The 6,000-nt window shown below is 46.0% G+C and carries 3 protein-coding genes; 1 reads left to right on the top strand and 2 read right to left on the bottom strand.

What is annotated here, in order from left to right; all coding sequences use genetic code 11:
• Positions 1-626, top strand: a 626-nt coding sequence (locus NP603_RS16880) for an acyltransferase family protein (RefSeq protein WP_256612061.1), incomplete at its 5' end; no start/stop codon positions are given.
• A gap of 181 nt (positions 627-807) precedes the next feature.
• Here the strand turns inward: NP603_RS16880 and NP603_RS16875 are convergent.
• A complete protein-coding gene (locus tag NP603_RS16875) occupies positions 808-2,994 on the bottom strand; it encodes a right-handed parallel beta-helix repeat-containing protein (RefSeq protein WP_256612060.1) in 2,187 nt (728 codons plus the stop codon).
• 230 nt (positions 2,995-3,224) lie between these two features.
• Positions 3,225-5,339 (bottom strand): right-handed parallel beta-helix repeat-containing protein, encoded by a 2,115-nt coding sequence (locus NP603_RS16870; RefSeq protein ID WP_256612059.1) that lies wholly within the window; start codon positions 5,337-5,339, stop codon positions 3,225-3,227.
• Between the last annotated feature and the right edge of the window lie 661 nt (positions 5,340-6,000).

Raw genomic sequence — 6,000 nt, 5'->3', positions numbered from 1 at the left:
CCTATTTGTTGATCGCAGTTTTAATGCTATTAAACGTTTACCGGTTTTATCACTGGCTTCTTTTGGGTTGGGTAGCGCTGTGTTTTGCAGATTTTTATGGGGTAAATATAGGGTGGATTAAGCAGTTGTTTATTACATCGTACGGATATTATTTTTCCGCCGGCGGCGCTTTCTACCATATTTACCAAGGACGACATCGAAGATTGTCCGTGATCACGCTTATTTTATCCTTGGGTTTGGCCGTGTTGGTTGGGGTAGATCGATTTAAAGTATTGCCTTATATCGGGGTAGGTTTTGTTATTTCTTTTTGTTACGGGTTAATGTGGATTATTGCGTCGCGAAGGTTTGACGACATTAGGTGCAATTTGTTAGTTGTCGCGGGCGCTATTACATATCCTTTGTATTTGTTGCATCTAAAAATTGGCAATATTTTTATGAAGCATTTTACAGTTACTGCAAACGGAATATTGCTAAATTTTATTATTATGGTTGCTATGTTGCTGGTGTCGTGGGCGGTAAACCGCTATTTTGAACAGTCGGTCAACCCAGTCGTCAGGCGCGGATTGGAGGCGTTATTGTCACGCTTGTATAATTCAATGCCTAGGTTGCTCAAACCGGCTAATTGAGTCTTACCAAGTGGCCTGTCGAACAGATTTAACAGGGTGTTGAAAAACAATTGCACACCCGTTAAGTTGGCCGAAAATCGACTATATGTCGTGAGCGCGAGAGATTTTTACTACTAAATATAGATTGTCCAATGTGCAAATATAGAAAATCAACAGCCTCTTAAAGAGTTTTGCAGAGATATTACTTAATCAGGCCGATATCTTCCGGCAGGGCTTGAAAACTTATCTTCTTGGTCGGTGTGTCTGGGCAGAATTTTGGAATGTTTCCAGTTATTGTTAGACAAGGGTCTGCTTCGACACTATTCTTCTCGATTCCTTCGCCAACCCATTCAGTCCACAAGGCGCCATCGCGTTTTTTCGAGCTATCCAGTATTTCATAGGTAATTTTAAAAGGCCCTGAAGTATTCCAAACTAGATTGCTGCTTATATCGTTACTGGAATCCGGCATTCGATAACGCAGCCCCCAGTTATTCGCAGTCGTTATTAGTATGTTTCGTACTATACGGTTGTTCTCCGGCCAGTTTTCATTATGCATGGGGGCGGCTAAAGCGGGATATTTGTTGCTCCATATTGGGCTGCGGTAGGGGATTTCCGCTAAGCGACGTTTGATTTCGGCGCTGGGTAGGCGCTGGTCGACGATGATCGCGTATTTATCCGTAACGATTATATTGTTTTCTATCGTTGTATGGCGTCCTCCGCCTAATTGAATGCCGATCATTCCGGGGTTGTACAGTAAGTTGCCAATTACGCTGAATCCGCTGACTTCGTCGTCGAGGTAAATTGCGCGCACACCGTCCGGGCGCGCATAGCTGAAGGTGTTTTGGCTGATGTCGACTTTTTTCAGTCCATAGCCGAAAAGATCGTGAATGCTGTTATGGCGGATAATGTTGCCGTGATAGGTCCAGTCCCGGCCGGAGTATATGGCGCCACAATCCGATGCCTGTTCGCAGACATGGTGTATCTCGTTTTTCTCGATAACGTGATCGTTGCCGCTCACCAATATACCGGAGCCGGGGGCGTCGGCTACGAGATTGTGCGTGGCCCGGTTGCCGACGCCGGCCAATTCGATTGCCGGCATATAGGTCATTATGACGCGGCCGAAGTCGTGAATACGGTTGTTATGTGCGATATTCTCCGCGGGATGCAAGGTAGTGCGGTCTCCGCCGCTTAGGAGAATGCCACCTTCCCCTGTGTCGTGAATATGGCTGTCGGCAATGGTGACGTGACTGCTATTTTTAAGCTCGATAGCTTTTCCGCCAATGTTGTTGACCTCAATGTCGGTAAAGTCCAGATGTTCGCTTTTATTGATTTTTATGGCGTGCTCGGTGGAGTAGCGAAAGCTCATATGGCTGAAGCTGAGGTGATGCACGCCATCCAAGGTAAGCAGGCTTGGTAAGTACGACGCAGTAATTTGATCCGGATTCGCGGAGTCGATGGGTATAAACAGTATTTTGTCTTCGTTTCGGTCGTAAAACCATTCGCCGGGAGCGTCCAGTTCCGTCTTTATATTTTGCAGGTAAAACCGCCGACCGCTGCCGAGTTTGTAAGCCGTTTTATTGGCAAGCTTTAATGTATTGTTAGAGACGTCCGTCGAATTTACCCCTATATACTGATCGTACCAGTCGTTTCCGGCAAAAATGTGCGCTTGTACTTGGCTGGGAGGGTTGTTTTCGAATTTGGGAAGAGGTTCGAAGCTACTGAAGCGAGTGTTGTCGTCGAACGGTATTTTTACGTGCGCCCAGTCGCTATTGGGCCAGCGAGCCAGATGCAATGCGCGGTTATTGACAAATAATTCGAATCCGGGGACTGCGCCCTGCTTGCGATGCGTTTCCCGATATTTGAGTCCGGTAAAAGCTTGGTCTTTTACATTGCAACTCCACATTGGCGGCTGGTCGGGGGTGCAGTCGTTCAAAGAAACTCCTGCACTGATGATTACGGGGCTGCCTTCTCCCTGCCACCGTATTGGCCGGTCCGCAAAACCGGTGTCCCGGATATCGAATGTTAACGCTCTTGGTAGCGAGTAAATACCCGGCTGGATGTGTACCGTGATTGGTTCGTTAAAGCGATTTTGAGTTTTTTGCTCCCTAATGGCTTGTTGCGCTCGGCTCAGGCTAAAAAATGGACCGCGGGCGCCTCCTGCTTCCGCTGCGGCCGACATGCCGTCCGCTTGGTCGCTCCCGGCGGTGGACACGTAAAAATCCACCGATAATGCCAGGCTGCAATGACAAAGTAAGCCGCTCATCAACACTAGCTTTATCGGTTTGGTCTGATTTGCCGGCGCTGTGCCGAACCGCAGTGAGTTTCGCGGCGGTTTGGTGCCATCCCGATTACAGTCGTTGGGAAGGTTTGCCTGATTTTTTGGGGACATATATCACCTGCTTGCATAGTCGATATGTTGTTTGTCGAGTTTCGCATAACAACGGCATTAGAGCGGGCTAATCGCCTGGCGGCATCGCCGCAGCCATTCTGGCACAAGTGGACGGGTCGAACCCAGATCCCCGCTTACGCGGGGTCCGGATTGAATTGACTATCGCAAAATAAGCGTTGACTGGGTTTGTCCGATAGCACCGAAATAGCAAAGCCGTTTGGCTCGTTGGATTACTGAAGCAGTCCTATGTCGGTCGGTATGGGGTCAAATCGGATTGAGTTTATGGGTGAATTACTACATGTTACTTTGACTACCCCGCCAACGATATTGATGCATGGGTCTGCATTGATGCTGTTTAATTCTATCCCTTGATCTATCCATGTTGTCCAGGGCGCTCCTCCTTTGCCGTCTCCTGTCTCTAATACCATATAGTCCACTCTGATATCGCTTCCTCTATGCCATACCAAGTTATTGCCGATATTTGTGGAGTTTCGCGGAGCTACATAACGTAGGGATCTAGTTGGGTTGGTGCTGGTAATTGCAAAAATATTTCGAAATACTGTGTTGCCCTCTGGCCAAGTGTCGTTATTCATTGGCTGGTTTAGTTGTGGGTACTTTTGCTGCCATGCTTCGCTACTAATTGGCATTGTCGCTAAACTTTCTCTATTCGGTGTCCAATCGGCGTATGTTCCGCGATTATCCATTAGAAATGCGTATCTTGGAGACCTGATGACATTGTTTTCAATACGGTTATCCCTTCCGCCTCCGACGTGAATCGAAATGAAGCTAATATTGTCCAGTATGTTGCCGTAAACAGTATTCCCACTTGCTCCGTCGTCGAGATAAATACCTCTTGCTCCGTCGGGTATGTATTCAACTTTATTTTTTTGTATATCCAATGTCGCTTGGTTTAATTGATAGCCAGTGAAATCATGAACATAATTGTATCTAACGACGTTGCCTCTGTAAGTCCAATCTCTGCCAGCCAAATATATTGCTCCGCAGTCACCTGCTTGCTTGCATATTTGGGTAACTTCATTTTTTTCAATCAAATGTTCATTGCCGGCAACAACGATAGCATTTCCGGTGCTATTGTATATCAGGTTGTGAGTAACAGAAGTGCCAACGCCTGAGATGGCTATTGCTGGAGAGTAGTTTAATAAAACAGTGTCATAATTGGTAATTGTATTGTTTTCTATTAGGTTATTTGCGCTCTCTAATAAAGTACGATCGCCACCAGAAAGTAATATGCCGCCAAGTCCTGTATCGTGTATATAACTATTCGAGATTGTGATGTTATTGTTATTAGGAGCTCTTATGCCTATGCCGCCGATATTGTTTATTTCTAGTCCGTCAATAGATATGTTGTTCGATTGATCGATGTTGATTGCGTTTCCTGTGCTGTGACGGAATGTTAAGTTTCTAAAAGTGATGTGGCTCGATTTCCTGATCTTTATTAGATTTGTTGAATAGGATATAACTATTTTCTCTGGGGTGGTGTTTTTTGGCGGTATTAGGTAAATTCTACTGGTGGCTTTGTCGTAAAACCATTCTTCTGAAGTATCTAATTCTGCTTTGATGTTTTCTAGGTAGAATCTTCTACCAGAGGAAATATTGTAGGATGTGTCGCTTGACAATGTAATATGGTTATTTGTTAAGTCAAACGCTGCTACGCCTATATATTCATCAACAATGTCATTGCCCGCAAAAATGTGTATTTGTGCCTTACTAAGGTCGCCCTGAAATTGAGGCATTTTTTCTAAGACTAATAGCCTAGTTCGAGTTCGCAAGGGAATCCTTATATGCGCCCAGTCTTCATTTGGCCATCTCGCTAAATGCATTTTATGTTCGTTGACGAAAAGCTCAAATTTAGGAGCGTCTCCGGCGATTCTAGGGGATTTTTCTGCCGTTATATTCGAAATCGTTGAATTAGTTACTGGACAACTGATTATCTTTTCTGGGGTGAGTTCGTCGTACGCTTGGCAGTTATTTAATTGAATGCCGCCAGATATTATCGTACTATTGCTTTCGCCTTCCCAGATGATTTCTTGTCCCGGAAGCCCCGAATCCTCGGCGCCAAGTTCCAGTGGCGCTTGCAATGGGTAAGTGCCTTTGCCGAGATGTACCACGACCGGTTCATTAAACATGCTGGCAAGTTTCAAATCACGAATTGCTTGCTTGGCACGGTTCAGTGTTTTGAAGGGGCCGGTTTTGTTGAAAAAATTGGCGTTGGGCGATGAGCCATCTAACTTGTCGCTACCGGTAGGCGACACGTAAAAGTCTCGCGCAGTGGCGCTGGTGCACAGGAATAGGCAGGCCAGAAGTATCGGCATTTTGAAATACATTAGTTTCTCCTTGATTAACATGCGCGTTGTGTTGGCTTGGCTTGGCTTGGGTGTAGGTTACGCGCGTAAGTCGGGTCGGTATTTGAGTGATAACAGTCTGTTCCTTGACCATGGCGGTGAAGATACGTTGAATTTGTTTCAAAATCGGGTCAGCAGAGGATTCCGTTCATGCCTGCATTGCCGCGTATTTATATGATTCGGTTGAGCCAATCATAACTCCTTATTTACGGTAGATAAACCGAAATTTTATATTGTTTGCGGATTGTAAATTGTACTAACGGACAGTAGGGCAATTGTGATGCACATTGCGAAGGGCTGTAGTGCTATCGCTTAGGGGGCTTTAAAGCGCCGTCCAATGGTGTTCGATTGAATTGCAGGATGGTCGGTTTAACGGTGTCGATGTGCTGTCGAAGTTGACATAAGAGTTATAAACGGAGATTCTGGAGCAGACTGTTCTTGGCTTAAGGATGCTCCGAACGTGTTTGTTCCGCGTGCAGTTCGTCGATCTCGTCGGAAAGAGTTTGGCGCCGCCTTATTGGGCTCGAACCCGAGCGAAAGATGTCGAATCTAGGTTGGCGGCTGATTTATTAACGGAGTCGCTGCCGTTTCCTGGAGGGCAAGTTGTAAACCTAAGCACGGCCTGATAAATGCGTCGTTTTTC

The organism is Methylomonas aurea (assembly GCF_024505045.1).
In the GTDB taxonomy this organism is placed as follows: domain Bacteria; phylum Pseudomonadota; class Gammaproteobacteria; order Methylococcales; family Methylomonadaceae; genus Methylomonas; species Methylomonas aurea.
Note: the sequence above shows the minus strand (reverse complement) of the source record. Positions and strands in the feature narration are given on the sequence as shown.